Raw genomic sequence first — 14,402 nt, 5'->3', positions numbered from 1 at the left:
GACACCTTGGCGTGAGGATTGTATAGCACGAGAATATACTATTTCAGAGAGGCGCCGGTGCCGCAATCGGAAAGCGCAGATTATATCATCATCGGCGCGGGGTCGGCGGGATGCGTCCTCGCCAGCCGCCTGTCGGCCGCGCCGGAAAACCGGGTCTTGTTGCTGGAGGCAGGCGGGCACGATCGCCACCCGCTGATCCGCATGCCCTTTGCCTTCATGAAGCTGCAAACCATGCCGTTCCTGACCTGGCCCTATTGGAGCGAGCCCGAGCCGGGGCTGGATGGCCGGCGCCTGTGGCTGCCACGGGGCAAGGTTTTGGGCGGCACCTCCTCGATCAACGGCATGGTCTACGCGCGCGGCCATCCAGCAGACTATGATGAATGGTCGGCACTCGGCGCCACCGGCTGGAGTTGGGACGAGGTGCTCCCCTATTTCCGCCGCTCCGAACGGAGCTGGCGCGGCGACAGCGCAGATCATGGCGTCGACGGGCCGCTGACGGTCAGCCCGGTCGAGACGACTGGGCCTTTGCATGATGCGGTGATGCAGACCGCGCGCGCCCTTGGCCATCCAATTCTCGACGATCAGCATGGGCCAAATAGCGGGCACGGCTTTGCACCGCCCGAAGTGACGGTGGACAAAGGCCGCCGCGCCAGCAGTGCGCGGCAGTTCCTGCATCCCGTCGCGCATCGACCCAATCTGGCCATTCGGACCGGCTGCACGGTCACCCGGATCGCCATCGAGGCCGGGCGCGCGGTGGGCGTCGAGATCATCGACAAAGGCCGGCCGACTTTGCTGAGCGCGCGCCGCGAGGTCATATTGTGCGCGGGCACCTACAACTCGCCGCAATTGCTGATGCTCTCGGGGATCGGCCCGGCAGACGACTTGCGCGCGCTCGGTATCGATGTCGTGGCCGACTTGCCCGGGGTTGGCCGCAATCTTCAGGAGCATCCCCTCACCGGCATTGGCTACACGCTGACCGAGCCCATCGGCTTCGAGAGCAATTTGCGCTTCGACCGGCTGCTGTTGAACGTGGGACGCTTTTTCCTCGGCCTGGGGAACCGGGCGACGCAATTGCCGGTCACCGCCTTTGGCTTCATGCCGACCACGCCCGGGCTGGCGCGGCCGGATATCAAGGCCAATATATACCCCACCCGGCTCGATGCCCGCGTCTGGTTTCCCGGCATTCGCAAGGGCGCCGGTCATGCCATGAGCGCATTCGCCGTGCTGCTGAGGCCTGAAAGCCGAGGCAGCGTGCGCCTGCGCTCGCGCAACCCGGCGGACGCGCCCGAGATCCGGATCAACATGTATGAGGACGAACGCGATCTGCTGACGATGCGCCGGGCGGTGCGCATGTTGCGGGAGTTCTTCGCCACCGCGCCGCTGCGAGACCTTGCCGCAGGCGAGATCATGCCGGGCAGTGGCGTGCAGAGCGATACGGAGATCGACGCCTATAATCGCCGCAGCAGCGTGCTCGCCCATCATGCCTCCTCGACTTGCGCCATGGGCGCCGATGAGCAGGCTGTGGTCGACCCGGCCTTGCGGGTCCGTGGCATTGAGGGTCTGCGCGTGGCCGACGCCTCTGTCATGCCGCGCATTGTGGGCGGCAATACCAATGCGCCGGTGATCATGATCGCGGAAAAGGCCGCTGACCTGATCCTTGGCATCGCGCCGCCGCAGTCCTGCTGAGGGAGGACGTTCCCACGGCAATCGATTGCATTTTTACTGGCCCTGCGAGCCTCGCTTCGCTACCCCTCCCACCCATCGACCCGCTGGATGCGAGACTCGCCGCAGCCGCACGAGGATGAGGAGGCTTTGAAATGAAGAGATTTTTGATCGCCGGCGCCGCCATGCTGGCCATGGGCACGGCGCTCGCTGCGCCCGCTCAGGCAGAACTGAAAGTCGGCGCCGCCAAGGTCGACTGGACCCCGGCCGCCAAGAGTCTGAAAGAACCCTATACCGGCGTTCTCGACCCCATTTACGTGCGCGCGATCGCGCTGGAGAGCAATGGCGAGCGCGCCGCGCTCGTGACGGTGGATGTGGGCGCGATCCCGACGGACCTGTGGAGCGGCGTCACCGCTCGACTGAGCAGCGACCTCGGCATTGCGCCGGAGCGCGTCATGCTCACCGCGACCCACACCCACAGCGTGCCCTGGGGTCCGCACCCCAAGCTGGAGGACCAGATCGTCCAGGCCGTGCGCGAAGCGGTCGGCAAGATGCAGCCGGGCAAGGTCGCCTTCGGCGAAGGCAAGTCCTACATCAACGTGAACCGCAACATCATCGACCCGGACAACCGCCGTTGGTGGGAAGGCCCCAATGTCGATGGCCCGTCCGACAAGACGGTGGCCGTGCTGCGCTTCGAGAATGCGGCCGGGAAGCCGATCGCCGTTTATTATAACTACGCCGTCCATGCCGTGCTGACCGGCAATCTCGATCTGGTGAGCGGCGATCTGCCCGGCGCCGCCTCCCGCTATATCGAAAATGCGATGGGCGATGATGTGGTGGCGGTGTGGTCCGAGGGTGCCGCGGGTGACCAGAACCCCATCTTCTTCCAGCAGACCTACGATCTGCGCGCCATCCGCATCGCCGATTATGCCAAGCGCGGTGAGGACATCAGCAATGCCATGCCGCCCGGCGGCGTCGGCATGGATCGCAAGAACCCCCAGGTCGCCAAGCTCATGGAGCAGCAAAAGCAGATGGCCCAGTCCATGGGCCAGATGCTCGGTGAGGCAGTGCTGCAGACCATGCGCCTGCGCCTCGAACGGCCCGAGAAGGTGAACGGCATCGCCGGCGCCAGCAAGACCTTGGTGTGCCCCGGTCGCGAGCGCACCGACAAGGGCCGCGCAGGCTATGCCGGCACCTATGTCGACGCGGCAGACATCCCCATTCACCTCAGCATGCTGAAGATCGGCGATGTTTTCATCGGCGGCGTGAATGGCGAGGTGTTCAATCCCATCGCGACCAGCTTCAAGGCACAGGCGCCCTCGCGCCGCACCATGATGGCGACGCTGACCAACGGCTTTGGCCCATCGGGCTACATCCCGAACGATGCGGCTTTTGGCCAATATACCTTCGAGGTGGTGTCCTCGCGCCTGAAGCCCGGCTGCGCGGAAAGTGGCATCGTCAACGGCCTGCTCGATCTGGTCGAGCAGACTGACGCCGCCAAGTAAGGCCAAGGGGGCTACGGCCCCCTTCCCGCCTCCGGCCCAATCCGCCTAGGCTCAGTCCTCTTCGCACTTGCAGACCGGCCCCGCGCGCGTCGCGCTGGGCCGGGGTGCGGTCGTCGCGAACTCGACTGGGACCAGCCGGCCATCGCGGTTTGCATCCGCTCCGGCAAACCGGGTCGATGTCGCCACGGCCCACTCCTCGAACGAGAGGAGGTTGTTGCCGTCCTTATCCAGCTTTCGGAACGCGCTCGTTCGGCTTGCCATCATTTCCAGTCGCGTCACCACGCCATCGCGATTGCGATCATAGCGGTCGAAGCGCTTCTGCTCGCGGGTGCGCTCTGTGGCTTCCGGGACGTCGGGCGGCGGCGCCCCGCGTGCATTGGGATCGCCCGGCCCGGGCAAGGGCGGCGCTTCTGCGCGCAGGCCACCATTGGCGACGCGCGGCTGCATGTCCGCATCCACGGCGGACTGCCACCAGAACAGCCCCGCCGCGACGAACAGCAGCGCGGAAAGTACACCGGCAAAGAATCGCCCCATCGCAGGCCCCCCGAAGGGAGATTAACCGCGCAGGGCGGCGATCAGCAAGCGGCTGTACTGGCGGGGCGTGAAGCCGCGCGATGGCAGCCGGGCGGCGCGGACGTCCGGCATGGCAACAGCGGCGAGCAGACGCAGGGGGCGCGGCAGGCTACGAGGCGATCGCGCATCCCGAGGCAGAAAATCCGAGGCGATCGCGATGCTCCGCAGCGCAAGAGCCTCCTCGCTGGCGTGACCGGCCAGATCCCACAAGGCCCAGAGCGCGCCGAGCCGATCGGACGCCTCGCTCTCTCCTCCAGCCAGCAGGGCAAACAGCCCGCCACCCCGAGCAAGCGCATAGTCCCGCAAATCCTCGTCGCTCAGCGGATCGGGCGAGGCAAGCACGCGCCATCCGTCGATCAGCCGTTCTGCCGCCGCGCTGGCGCCGGCGTCCGCTTGCTGGCGCCAGGCTTCGACCAGAGGCTCGCCGCGCCCCTTGGCATCATCCCGTTCCACCAGCACGGCATCCCACCAGGCAAGGCGAATGGCGGCGATCGTCGGATCGGCCCGCCGACGGATCAGCTCGGCCAACCGGGCGTCCAATTGCCAGCACAGCGCATGCCATGAGCGTTCCGCCGCAGGCGTGTGTGCGAGCAACAGGCGCTGCAACGGGGCGGGCTCGTGATCGGCACCGAGCGCGGTAGGCGGCGCATTCACCAACGATCAACCAACCGAATTAGGCATTTGTCCACCACTTCTGAATAAGGCGAGGATCGGGCCGGTGGCGGTGCAATCGTTCGCCGGGTGGGTGGCTTTAAGGGCAGTGAGGACAGGAATGCGCAACCGGGCAGGCGCAAGCTTCATGACCAGGCTTGGCCGCGACGTGCGCGGCAACGTCATCGCCATTTCGGCAGCGGCGCTCATTCCGCTGGCGGGGCTGATTGGCGGCGGCGTGGACATGAGCCGTCTCTACCTCACAAAGACGCGACTGCAACAGGCTTGTGACGCCGGCGTGCTGGCCGGCCGCCGCGCAATGGGATCGGGCAGTTGGACCGAAGAAGGCAGCACCAGCACCCGCAGCCGCGCGCTCGAGCTGTTCAACGCAAATTTCACGGACGGCGCCTACGGCACGACCTTGCTCGACCACGATTTCTCGGAGGATGACGGCGAGGTCACCGGCTTCGCGGACGTCTCCGTGCCCATGACCATCATGCGCATCTTCGGCATCACCGAGCGGACCATGCACGTAACCTGCACCGCCAAGATGGAAATTCCGAATACCGACGTGATGTTCGTGTTAGACGTGACGGGATCGATGAATTGCCCAGCAGATGGAAGCTGGTGCCCGGGCGGCAACAATAACAATAGCCCGGCAAGCAATGCCCGCCTTGTTGGGTTGAAGAGCGCCGTCAAATGCTTTTATGAAGCTCTGCTGCGGGTTAACACCACGGAGACCTGCGGCAACGACCCTGCAGCCACCACTTATGCCGGCACGGCGCAAATCCGCTTGGGGTTCATGCCCTATTCGGTAAACGTGAACGTCGGCAAGCTTCTGAACAATGACTGGATGGCTAGCACAGCGATCTACCAGTCGCGCGAGCCAAAAACTGAAACAGTTTACTCATGGCAAGCGGGCACCGAAACAATAACCCCGTGGACAAACTGGTCAGGTTCTCCGACGAATCTAAATAATGCCAGCACCTATTCCGGCTGGTCTAATATTACGAACAGCAACAACAACAGTTCAACTACTATTAACGGCACATCATACAGCAATCGGCGCACCGACAGGAACTCTTCAAACTGCTCCAACCTCAACTCGAACGGGACGGTACTTACTTACACGGATACTGGCAGCCTACAGGACCCCACCGACGTAGCTCCGGTGTATCCGGAAGATCCACAAGTTCGGACCCATCGGCAGGACGACAACCATGTCGTCGTCGCATACAAATACTCATGGTCAAACAGCAGTTGCCGTCTTCAGAGCAGCAACGCGCGCACATACACGCGCTCAAAGACGGCGACTGGCACACGCTCCATCACTTGGACTACACACCGGCAACGCGTAACCGGCTGGACATATAAACAAATGTCGTTCGACGTTTCCGCTTTGAAAGCTGGTGGTACAAACTGGAATAATAGCGTCGCACTGCCGGTAGCGACATCGACCGTTCCAGCGGTCAAACTATCCGGCTCCAACGCGGACACGACGCTCTATATTGCCGCGAATGCCGAGGTCACTTGGGATGGGTGTATTGAGGAGCGCAAGACCGTTCTAAACAGCGACGGCGATGCGAGCGATGAATGGAATTCCATTCCGACTGGCGCGCGCGATATGAACATCGATGCGGTGCCCGATCCCTCCAACCCGGACACGCAGTGGAAACCTATGCTGCCTGGTGTAGTCTGGGCGCGCTACACGGGTACCAATTACAACTACAATTGGACCGTAGATCCTCCTGTAGTGACTTCGGATCCGAATCCTTATCATCCCCGCAAGGACCGATTCAGTTATTATTGCTCGACCGAAGCGAAGAAGCTCCAGACCTGGTACACACCAGGGGGATTTGAAACCTATGTCAACTCCTTGCGCGCCATCGGCAACACGTACCACGACATAGGGATGATCTGGGGCGCCCGGTTCATTTCGCCGACCGGTATCTTTGCTGACGAAAACAGGGAGACCCCCACTGGCGGCGCCATCCAGCGGCACATTATCTTCATGACCGACGGCGCCACGATGACAGACAACACAAATTATACGGCCTATGGCATTCCCTGGTGGGACCGGCGCCAGACCACCTATGCGCCCAACGACACGCAGCTCACCAACATCCTCAACAGCAGGCTCGTCGCACTGTGCACCGCGATCCGCAACCGCAACATCACATTGTGGGTGGTCTCCTATGGCGGCGGTGTCGACGCCGAGACTGAAGCGCGCCTGGAGAATTGCGCGACGCCCGGCAAATATTTCAAGGCGGACGATACGCCAACGCTGATCAGCAATTTCAAGCAGATCGCATCTGAAATCGCCGATCTGAGGCTGACCAACTGAGATGAGGCGCGCGCCTCATCTGTTCGGCGCACGCGCCCTGCCTGTCCTGCGCCGTTTCGCGCGGGCGCAGGACGGCGTGACGATCATCGAGTTCGCGCTCATTCTGCCGGGCTTCCTCATCATGCTGCTGGGCGCGCTGGATGTTGGGCACACGCTCTACATGCAGAGCGTGGTGCAGGGCGCCGTGCAGAAGGCCGCGCGGGACGGCACGCTGGAGACATCCGCGGGCACCAACGCGACCTCGCGCGATGCGATCGACGCCGTCGTGGAAAGCCAGATCAAGCAATTGCACAATGACGCGGAGGTTTCGGTCCAGCGGCGCTTTTATCGCAGCTTCTCGCAAGCCGCTGCTGCTCAGGCCGAGCCCTTTACGGACAGTGCGAGCGGACCCAACAAGAATGGCGTTTGTGACGGTGGCGAGCCGTTTGTAGACAACAATAACAACGGCGTTTGGGATGCCGACGGTGGCAATGCCATCAACGCCGCGGGCGCGCGCGACAATGTCGTGTTCACCGTGACGGTGTCCTATCCGCGCCTGTTTCCGATCGACAGACTGATCGGCGGGCATGGTATCACGCATGTCGTAGCCAGAACGGTCCTCTCCAACCAGCCCTATGGCGACCAGGGCACCGATGGCACGCCCACCGTGCGGTATTGCTCATGAGTGCGGTGAGACTCCTCAAGCGCAAAGGCGCACTCTGCCGTATGCGGCTTGGAAACGTCTCGCGTCTCGCGCGCGCCCAGAGTGGTGTGGCCGCCGTGGAATTCGCACTCACGGCTCCGCTGATCCTTGGGATGTTCCTCGCGGGCGCGGAACTCACCAATTTCGCGATCACGCGGATGCAGGTGAGCCAGATCGCCCTCCACGTTGCCGATAACGCTTCCCGCATCGGCACCAACAGCCTGCTCACCGCGCCGCAGATCAGCGAAGCGCAGATCAACGATCTGCTGATCGGCGCCAACATGCAGTCCGGCGCGCTCGATCTCGCGACGAATGGGCGGATCATCATTTCGAGCCTTGAGCCGGTCGCCAATCCCAATCCCGAACCCAAAAAATTCCACATTCACTGGCAGCGTTGCTTCGGCGCCAAAAGCTGGGCCTCCACCCATGGCGTGCAGGGCGACACCGATCTGCCGGCGATGGGCGAAACCGGCAAGCAGGTGACGGCGCCCGATGGCGGCGCGGTCATTTTCGTTGAAGTGGCCTATGATTATACGCCGCTCATTTCGGCGAGCATCGTGCCGACGACCGTCATCGTCGATACTGCCGCCATGACCGTGCGCGACGACCGCGACTATAATGGCAATGGCGGGACGGGCGTCTACAATAATGAAGGCGTCACCGCTTCGACCTGCAGCAGCTGAGGCGATAGCGCGGGCCTAGAGCGCCAGATCGACCCAGCCGTCTTGGGCCCGAGAGGCGGCAACGGCTGTCTCGATAAACGCCATGCCGCGCAACCCCTCCTGCACGCCGGGCAGCGAAGGCGCCGCATTGCCCTGAAGAACCGCCGCGAAATCGCGATAGAGGGTGGCAAAGGCCGCCATATAGCCGTCAGCGTGGTGGACGCCGGGCGGGCAGGCGATCGCAGGCTCGTCCTCGCCGAAAGCGAGCCGAAGGCTGGCACCGTCGATCGGATGCAGCGCGAGGGCATGCGGATCATCGAGCGTCCAGACCAGACTGGCAGCGTCCCCGTCACAGCGCAGGCGCAGCCGGTTGCCCTCCCCCGCCTCGATCTGCGAGGCCATTATGGTCCCGCGCGCGCCATTGTCGAACCGCAGGAGCACGGCGCAGTCATCGTCCAGCGTGCGCCCCGGGACGACGCTGCCAAGGTCGGCCATGATCCGGCTTACGTGCAGGCCGGAGACGAACTCGGCGAGATGGAAGGCGTGGACGCCGATGTCCGCGATGCAGCCGCCTACTCCGGAGCGCGCGGGGTCTACCCGCCAGGCGGCCTGCGCATGGCCGGCTGCGCTCGCCAGCCAGCCCTGCGCATAGGTTGCGCTGACCTTGCGGACCGCGCCCAGCTCGCCTGCGGCGATCATCGCGCGGGCGGCGCGCACAGCGGCAAAGCCACCATACGGATAGCTGACCGCAAAGGGGCGGCCCGTCTCGTTCACAAGCGCGGCGAGCCTGCGGGCTTCATCGAGCCACGCGGTCATGGGCTTGTCGCTCATCACGGCAAGGCCAGCCTCAAGGGCGGCCACGGCCGCCGGATAATGGAGATGATTGGGCGTGACGATGCTCGCGAAATCGGCCCCATCCGCCCGGTCCCGCTCGCCCGCCAGCAAGGCGGGGACATCGGCATAGACGCGGGCGGGATCGATGCCATAAGCAAGGCCCGCCTGCCGGGATCGCGCCGGGTCGGAGGAAAACACGCCGGCAACCAGCCTGATCTGTCCGGTCGCCTCCGCCGCGATGCGGTGGGTCTGGCCGATGGACAGAAGCCCGCCTCCGCCAATCATGGCCATGTTCAACATGACAGGCGTTTCTGCATCGGAACGCTTTCCCCAGCGATCAGGCAGCGACCAAGGCGGCGTCGCGCAAGCCGCGCCACACGCGGGCGGCCTGCACGCTCTCCTGCACATCATGCACCCGCACGATCTGCGCGCCCTGCCCGATCGCGACCTGCGCCAAGGCGACCGAGCCGCCGAGCCGCTCCTCGACCGGCGCACCATCGGTCAGCGCGCCGACAATGCGCTTGCGGCTGGCCCCGAACAGCAGCGGCACACCCAGCGCCTGATACATGGCCAGATTGTTGATGACGCGCGTGTCGTCCTGCAACGCCTTGCCGAAGCCGACACCGGGATCGAGGATGATCTTGCTCCGCGCAATGCCGGCATCGAGGCAGGCAGCGACCCGCGCCTCCAGCCAGTCAAACACGGCCATGGCTACCGTCGGGCCGGCAACGGCGCCGGCCTTGTACTTGACCGCGCCGCCGTGCGGATCGTCGCCGGCGGACGGGCTGTGCATCAGGATGACGGGGCACCCCGCTTTCGCCACCACCTCAAGCCCGCGCGGATCGTGGGTGAGGCCAGTCACATCATTGATGATGCCCGCGCCGGCCGCGAGCGCGGCCTCCATCACCGCCGCCTTGCGCGTATCGATGGAGACCACGATGCCGTTCCCGGCCAGTCGCTCGATCACCGGCACGGTCCGGGCGATCTCGTCGCCCTCCCACACGGTGGCGGCGCCGGGCCGGGTGGACTCGCCGCCGACATCGATGATCGAGGCGCCGGCCAGCTGCATCTCAAAGCCGGCATCGGCGGCGCGCTCGGCATCGCCGATGAGCTTGCCGCCATCCGAGAAACTGTCCGGCGTCATGTTGAGGATGCCCATGACCTGCGGCGTATCGAAGCGAATGACGCGCTCGCCCAGCGTCAACGGTGCGCGAGGCGCCGTCAGCCCCTGCATTTGCGCTGCGATCCGCTCAGCCTGCGCGTCGCTCAGGCGGCTTTGCCAGTCATCAAACATGGCAACGGGGACGATGGCCTTACCGGCGGTGCCTTCCGCGCCCGCCCAACGGACCTCGAGGCCCTGAAACCAGATCAGTCCCCCGGCAAGCCTGCGGAATTCATGCGTCTCCAGCCCGACAGGCGTGTCGATGAACCAGATCGGGCGCAGATAGAGGCGGGCGTCCGGCGGCGGGATTTCCATCATCATCGGGCGATATCCTTGTGCATCCCGCGCGCCTTAGCTTGCCCGACAGAAAAGCGGAAGCAGGAGCCCGGACCCGCGGTGGGAGCGCGCCGTCCGGGCCCCAACGACGGTGCCTTATGGCTCCGTCGCGAGCAGGTAAAGCTGGCGCATGGCATCGAGCGGCTTCACGGCGCCTTCGTGCTCGATTTGCCAGAAGGTCCAGCCATTGCAGCTGGGCGCGCCCTGCAGCGTGGCGCCCATCTTGTGGATCGAGCCGGTCTGGCCCTTGCACTCCAGCGAGCCATCGGCGCGGACATGCGCCTTGAAGCGCCCCTTGCTGGCGGTGAGCACAGTGCCGGGTGCGATCATGCCGGTCTCGACCAGCGTGCCGAACGCCACGCGCGGCTGGCTCTTGGGGGATTGCATGATGGTCAGCGCGCTCTCATCGAGCGGGAGCGCTGCAGCAATACGCTCCCGCGCGACCTCGCAATAACTGTCTTCCCGCTCGATGCCGATCCAGCGGCGCCCCAGGCGGCGGGCCACGGCGCCGGTTGTGCCGGTGCCGAAGAAGGGATCGAGCACCACATCGCCCTTGTTGGTGCAGGAGAGCAGCACGCGGTACAGCAGCGCCTCCGGCTTCTGAGTGGGATGGGCCTTGGTGCCACCGCGCTTGAGGCGCTCCTGCCCGGCGCAGATCGGCAGCACCCAGTCCGAGCGCATCTGCAACTCGTCGTTCAGCGTCTTCATCGCACGATAATTGAAGGTATATTTCGCCTTCTCTCCCTGGCTGGCCCAGATCATCGTCTCATGCGCATTGGTAAAACGCGTGCCCTTGAAGTTGGGCATGGGGTTGGCCTTGCGCCAGACGATATCGTTGAGGATCCAGAAGCCGTGATCCTGCATCAGCGCGCCCACGCGGAAGATATTGTGATAGCTGCCGATCACCCAGATCGTGCCATCCGGCTTGAGGATGCGGCGCGCCTCGGCCAGCCACTCGCGGCAAAAGGCGTCATAGGCAGCGTAGCTGTCGAACTGGTCCCAGGCGTCGTCGACCGCATCGACGCGCCCGCCCTCGGGGCGGAACAGATCGCCGCCGAGCTGGAGATTGTACGGCGGATCGGCGAAGATCATGTCTACGCTTGCCGTCGGCAGCGTGCGCATGATGGCGATGCAGTCGCCCTGCAGCAGCGTGTCGAGTGGCAGGATCGGCGGCGTGTTGGCCGGCAGGACCTTTGCGCGCACCGGTCGCTTCGTCAGTTTTTCCATCACGCTCATGTCGTCTCACCCCCGTTTGTGCGCCCGGTGTGAGTCACGACGAGTCCACCGTCAAGAGCGGTAACGGACTGGAGTCACGCGAAGAATCCGCGCCGGAAATGAGAACGAAACGAGTCCCACACGAGGGATGGAGTCCTGCGATTCAGGCAGGACTCAACATGTTGTGGTGTTGCGCCGAAGACTCAGGGGCGCGATGGGCCGAAAAATATTTTAACCGAGCCTCCGGCGCTATCGATTTTCAGAGGCTACCCGGCCCCTGGATCAGCAACCACAGGCCGATGACCGCGAACAGGCTGGCCGCCACGATGCGCACCACCTTGAGCGGCACGCGGCGGAGCAGTTCGTGCCCGAGGAACACTGCCGGGACATTGGCGATCAGCATGCCCAGGGTTGTGCCCATCGTCACCAGACCGACCTGATGGAACTGGGCGCCAAGCGCGACGGTCGCGATCTGCGTCTTGTCGCCCATCTCCACCAAGAAGAAGGCGATCGTGGTGGTGACGAACGCGCCGAAGCGGGCCGGCTTGTCCTCCAGATCATCGATCTTGTCGGGGATCAGCGTCCAGATCGCCATGGCGAGGAAGCCGGCCGCGACCAGATAGTGGAACCAGTTTTGCTGAAAGATGGACGCCACGCTTGCGCCGAGCAGGGCTGCCAGAAAGTGGTTGGCCAGCGTCGCCGCGAGAATGCCGAGGATGATCGGCACCGGCTTCTTGAACCGGGTGGCGAGCAGGATGGCCAGCAACTGCGTCTTGTCGCCGATTTCGGCGAGCGCGACGACGGCGGTGGAGGTGAACAGGGCTTCCATGAAAAATCCTCAGCCGGGCAACAAGACAAACAATGACACCGCGCCTCCCGCCCGGCCTGGACGGAAGCTCGATGTCATTGGTCTCGCCGGAATGCTTGGATTCCCTGCCGCCACGGCCTCTCGACCGAGTATGTTGACGGGCAGGCCTGCCGGAAACCGGCAGCTGGCTACTCCCCAGATGACCCCAGCGCCTTAGGCCTTCGGCCGTCTCCCGTCAACGGGCGCCCTACAGAAAGGCCAGCTGCGCGACTGGCGCGAAGCTGCGGCGGTGAAGCGGGCTTGGGCCATGCTGGCGCAGCGCGGCGAGATGATCGGCGGTGCCGTACCCCTTGTTCCGCTCCCAGCCATAATGCGGATGATCGCGCGCGGCTTCCCGCATCAGCGCGTCGCGATGTTCCTTGGCGATGATCGACGCGGCGGAAATGCAGGGCTCCAATGCATCCCCTCCGACGATTGCGCGCGCCGACCAGCGCCACTCAGGGCGCCGGCCGTGAGGTGTGAGATTGCCGTCGACCAGCACCTCGCGCGGATCGCACCCCAAGCGGGCGCACAGCCCCTCGACCGCCAGCGTCATCGCCAGCATCGTCGCGCCGAAGATGTTGAGCCGGTCGATCTCCGCGACATCGACCACGCCGACCGCCCAGTGGCAGCGGCGCTTGATCGTCGCTTCCAGACCCGCGCGCTTGGCGGCGCTCAGCTTCTTGCTGTCATCCAAGCCGGACGGGCGCGGCTTGCAGAGAACCACCGCCGCCGCGACCACCGGCCCGGCCAGTGGCCCGCGCCCGGCCTCGTCGACCCCCGCGATCATCCCTCGACCCGCCAGGGCGGATAGCGCCGGTTTTCGCCCGCCGAATAGAGACAGACGCGGTTGCCGGCCGGATCGACCAGCCAGGCCTCGCGCCAGCCCCATGCCTGATCCACCGGCTCATTATCGAAGACGAGGCCGGCCGAGATCAACGCGGTCACCCGGGCATCGAGATCATCGCATTCCAGATAGACGCCATGCTGCTGGCCATGGAGAGACAGCGTCGCGCCGCCGGGCGCCTCGAAGCGGGCATAGGGCTGGTCCGGGCTGTCCACGATCAGGGTCAGGCCCAGATCCTCGTAGAAATCGCGGGAGGCGGCATAATCACTGACCGGCACGGAAATCTGGTTGAGGCGGCCGCTCGGCCCCATGTCGAGCCGCACCGCGCCATGCGCCATCGGGCCATGCCCGCGGCCGAGGCCGGGCGCAGTGCGCAGAGCCAGCCGCACGAACAGGCGTGCGCGCGCAATGGCTTCCGGCAGATCGAGCCCCTGCCCCAGCCCGGCCGCGATGGCGCTGGCCAGGGTGCAGCCGGTGCCATGGGTATCCTCGGTATGGATGCGTGCCCCTTCCCACCGGGCAATTTCCCCCTCCGAACCGACAAGCCGGTCGGTGATGATCTCGCCGGGGGCGTGGCCGCCCTTGATGAGCAGCATTTCGCCCCGCGCAGTCAGGTCCGCCTCGCCGCCAAGCGCCTCCAGTTCGGGGAGATTCGGCGTCGTGACGAACGCCCAGCCCATCAGCTCGTGCAAGCTCTCGATGGTGGCGGCGTCCGCCAGCACGCCGCCGCTCGTCGCGACCATCACCGGATCGAGCACCACCGGCGCGCCGATGCTCTCAAGCCGGTCGGCGACCGCCAGCGCCGTCTCCGCGGAGCCGATCATGCCGATCTTCACGGCGTCCACGCCGATGTCGCTGACCACGCTGTCGATCTGCGCCAGCACCATCTCCGTCGGCACGGGATGCACGGCCTGCACGCCCAGCGTATTTTGCGCGGTGATCGCGGTGATCGCGGTCATGGCGTGGCCACCCAGCATGGTGACGGTCTTGACGTCCGCCTGGATGCCGGCGCCGCCGCCGGAGTCCGAGCCGGCGATGATCAGGATTCGAGGATAGCTCATGGGGCGCTTTTGCCCCCTGCC

13 protein-coding genes and 1 riboswitch are annotated in these 14,402 nt (G+C 65.0%); of the genes, 5 read left to right on the top strand and 8 right to left on the bottom strand.

Going from position 1 to position 14,402, the window contains the following annotated elements:
- The first annotated feature begins 57 nt into the window (after positions 1–57).
- The gene (locus M2332_RS01785; RefSeq protein ID WP_264572721.1) at positions 58–1,686 is read left to right on the top strand and encodes a GMC family oxidoreductase; all 1,629 of its coding nucleotides are present in this window, start codon (positions 58–60) and stop codon (positions 1,684–1,686) included.
- A 131-nt stretch (positions 1,687–1,817) separates the two neighbouring features.
- A complete protein-coding gene (locus M2332_RS01780) occupies positions 1,818–3,167 on the top strand; it encodes a neutral/alkaline non-lysosomal ceramidase N-terminal domain-containing protein (RefSeq protein ID WP_264572720.1) in 1,350 nt (449 codons plus the stop codon).
- 51 nt (positions 3,168–3,218) lie between these two features.
- On the opposite strand, the gene M2332_RS01775 is transcribed toward M2332_RS01780, so the two are convergent.
- On the bottom strand, positions 3,219–3,701 hold the full coding sequence (locus M2332_RS01775) for an EF-hand domain-containing protein (protein WP_264570194.1): 483 nt from the start codon (positions 3,699–3,701) through the stop codon (positions 3,219–3,221).
- A 21-nt stretch (positions 3,702–3,722) separates the two neighbouring features.
- Positions 3,723–4,394 (bottom strand): hypothetical protein, encoded by a 672-nt coding sequence (locus M2332_RS01770; RefSeq protein WP_264572719.1) that lies wholly within the window; start codon positions 4,392–4,394, stop codon positions 3,723–3,725.
- Positions 4,395–4,539: 145 nt separating this feature from the next.
- Here M2332_RS01770 and M2332_RS01765 point away from each other — a divergent pair, with 145 nt between their 5' ends.
- Genes M2332_RS01765 through M2332_RS01755 form a run of 3 tightly spaced genes read left to right on the top strand, consistent with a single transcriptional unit; the run spans position 4,540 to position 8,100 of the window.
- Complete coding sequence (locus M2332_RS01765; protein ID WP_264572718.1) at positions 4,540–6,735, top strand: TadE/TadG family type IV pilus assembly protein; 2,196 nt, start codon at positions 4,540–4,542, stop codon at positions 6,733–6,735.
- Position 6,736: 1 nt separating this feature from the next.
- Positions 6,737–7,399, top strand: coding sequence for a TadE/TadG family type IV pilus assembly protein (locus tag M2332_RS01760; RefSeq protein ID WP_264572717.1), 663 nt, complete (start codon positions 6,737–6,739; stop codon positions 7,397–7,399).
- Complete coding sequence (locus M2332_RS01755) at positions 7,396–8,100, top strand: TadE/TadG family type IV pilus assembly protein (protein WP_264572716.1); 705 nt, start codon at positions 7,396–7,398, stop codon at positions 8,098–8,100. The genes M2332_RS01760 and M2332_RS01755 overlap by 4 nt, the downstream gene beginning before the upstream one ends.
- 15 nt (positions 8,101–8,115) lie before the next feature.
- On the opposite strand, the gene M2332_RS01750 is transcribed toward M2332_RS01755, so the two are convergent.
- The 6 genes from M2332_RS01750 to thiD all read right to left on the bottom strand — a co-directional run bounded on the left by M2332_RS01750 (position 8,116) and on the right by thiD (position 14,381).
- Positions 8,116–9,204: a Gfo/Idh/MocA family protein gene (locus M2332_RS01750; protein ID WP_264572715.1), complete on the bottom strand. Its 1,089-nt coding sequence runs from the start codon at positions 9,202–9,204 to the stop codon at positions 8,116–8,118.
- Positions 9,205–9,250: 46 nt separating this feature from the next.
- Positions 9,251–10,396, bottom strand: coding sequence for a dihydropteroate synthase (gene folP, locus M2332_RS01745; RefSeq protein ID WP_413715931.1), 1,146 nt, complete (start codon positions 10,394–10,396; stop codon positions 9,251–9,253).
- A 111-nt stretch (positions 10,397–10,507) separates the two neighbouring features.
- Entirely contained in the window at positions 10,508–11,647 is a 1,140-nt protein-coding gene (locus M2332_RS01740; RefSeq protein ID WP_181559542.1) for a site-specific DNA-methyltransferase, read from the bottom strand.
- Positions 11,648–11,885: 238 nt separating this feature from the next.
- Positions 11,886–12,455, bottom strand: coding sequence for a TMEM165/GDT1 family protein (locus tag M2332_RS01735; protein WP_181559541.1), 570 nt, complete (start codon positions 12,453–12,455; stop codon positions 11,886–11,888).
- Between the two features lie 3 nt (positions 12,456–12,458).
- Positions 12,459–12,644: riboswitch (yybP-ykoY riboswitch) on the bottom strand.
- 37 nt (positions 12,645–12,681) lie between these two features.
- Positions 12,682–13,263, bottom strand: a complete 582-nt coding sequence (locus tag M2332_RS01730) for a ribonuclease HII (RefSeq protein ID WP_264570188.1) — start codon at positions 13,261–13,263, stop codon at positions 12,682–12,684.
- Positions 13,260–14,381 carry a bifunctional hydroxymethylpyrimidine kinase/phosphomethylpyrimidine kinase gene (gene thiD / locus M2332_RS01725; protein ID WP_264572714.1) on the bottom strand — a complete coding sequence of 374 codons (1,122 nt, stop codon included), beginning with the start codon at positions 14,379–14,381 and terminating at the stop codon, positions 13,260–13,262. Before thiD ends, M2332_RS01730 begins: the two co-directional genes overlap by 4 nt.
- Positions 14,382–14,402 lie beyond the last annotated feature (21 nt).

Origin of the sequence: Sphingobium sp. B11D3A (assembly GCF_025961695.1) — a bacterium.
Classification (GTDB): Bacteria; Pseudomonadota; Alphaproteobacteria; order Sphingomonadales; family Sphingomonadaceae; genus Sphingobium.
This window is presented reverse-complemented; position numbering and strand designations above follow the sequence as displayed.

Coding starts and splice junctions, on each gene's coding strand:
- M2332_RS01780 (WP_264572720.1), top strand. CDS start 1,818: ATGAAGAGATTTTTGATCGCCGGCGCCGCCATGCTGGCCATGGGCACG.
- M2332_RS01775 (WP_264570194.1), bottom strand. CDS start 3,701: ATGGGGCGATTCTTTGCCGGTGTACTTTCCGCGCTGCTGTTCGTCGCG.
- M2332_RS01755 (WP_264572716.1), top strand. CDS start 7,396: ATGAGTGCGGTGAGACTCCTCAAGCGCAAAGGCGCACTCTGCCGTATG.
- M2332_RS01735 (WP_181559541.1), bottom strand. CDS start 12,455: ATGGAAGCCCTGTTCACCTCCACCGCCGTCGTCGCGCTCGCCGAAATC.
- M2332_RS01760 (WP_264572717.1), top strand. CDS start 6,737: ATGAGGCGCGCGCCTCATCTGTTCGGCGCACGCGCCCTGCCTGTCCTG.
- M2332_RS01765 (WP_264572718.1), top strand. CDS start 4,540: ATGACCAGGCTTGGCCGCGACGTGCGCGGCAACGTCATCGCCATTTCG.
- folP (WP_413715931.1), bottom strand. CDS start 10,396: ATGATGATGGAAATCCCGCCGCCGGACGCCCGCCTCTATCTGCGCCCG.
- M2332_RS01750 (WP_264572715.1), bottom strand. CDS start 9,204: ATGGCCATGATTGGCGGAGGCGGGCTTCTGTCCATCGGCCAGACCCAC.
- M2332_RS01740 (WP_181559542.1), bottom strand. CDS start 11,647: ATGAGCGTGATGGAAAAACTGACGAAGCGACCGGTGCGCGCAAAGGTC.
- M2332_RS01730 (WP_264570188.1), bottom strand. CDS start 13,263: ATGATCGCGGGGGTCGACGAGGCCGGGCGCGGGCCACTGGCCGGGCCG.
- thiD (WP_264572714.1), bottom strand. CDS start 14,381: ATGAGCTATCCTCGAATCCTGATCATCGCCGGCTCGGACTCCGGCGGC.